A 296-nucleotide genomic window follows, 5' to 3' on the forward strand; every position below is an offset into this window, starting at 1 on the left:
CTGGCAGCGCGACACGGCGGTGACCGCGCTGCGCACGGCGCTCGGGCCGGGCGCGGAGGGGCCGCACGTGGTGGTGTGCGTGGCGCCGTGGCGCGACGAGGAACCGTCGGTACGGGCGGTCCCCGGGACGGCGGCGCTCTGCACGCTCCCCCACGAAGGGCTCCCGTACGGCGGCGAGGTGGCGCTGGCCCTGCTCGTACGGCTGCGCTCGCCGGACGCCCTCACCCCGGCGCTGGCGGCGGTGGCCCGGCTACGGGAGGGCGCGGGCCAGGACACGGCGGCGGGCGCCTCGGCTC

Annotated in this window: 1 pseudogene; it reads left to right on the forward strand. The window is 80.4% G+C overall.

What is annotated here, in order from left to right:
* A pseudogene (locus tag GT042_RS01280) lies at positions 1 to 296 on the forward strand (PucR family transcriptional regulator); the annotation flags it as partial.

It is taken from the genome of Streptomyces sp. SID3212 (assembly GCF_009865405.1).
Lineage (GTDB): Bacteria > Actinomycetota > Actinomycetes > Streptomycetales > Streptomycetaceae > Streptomyces.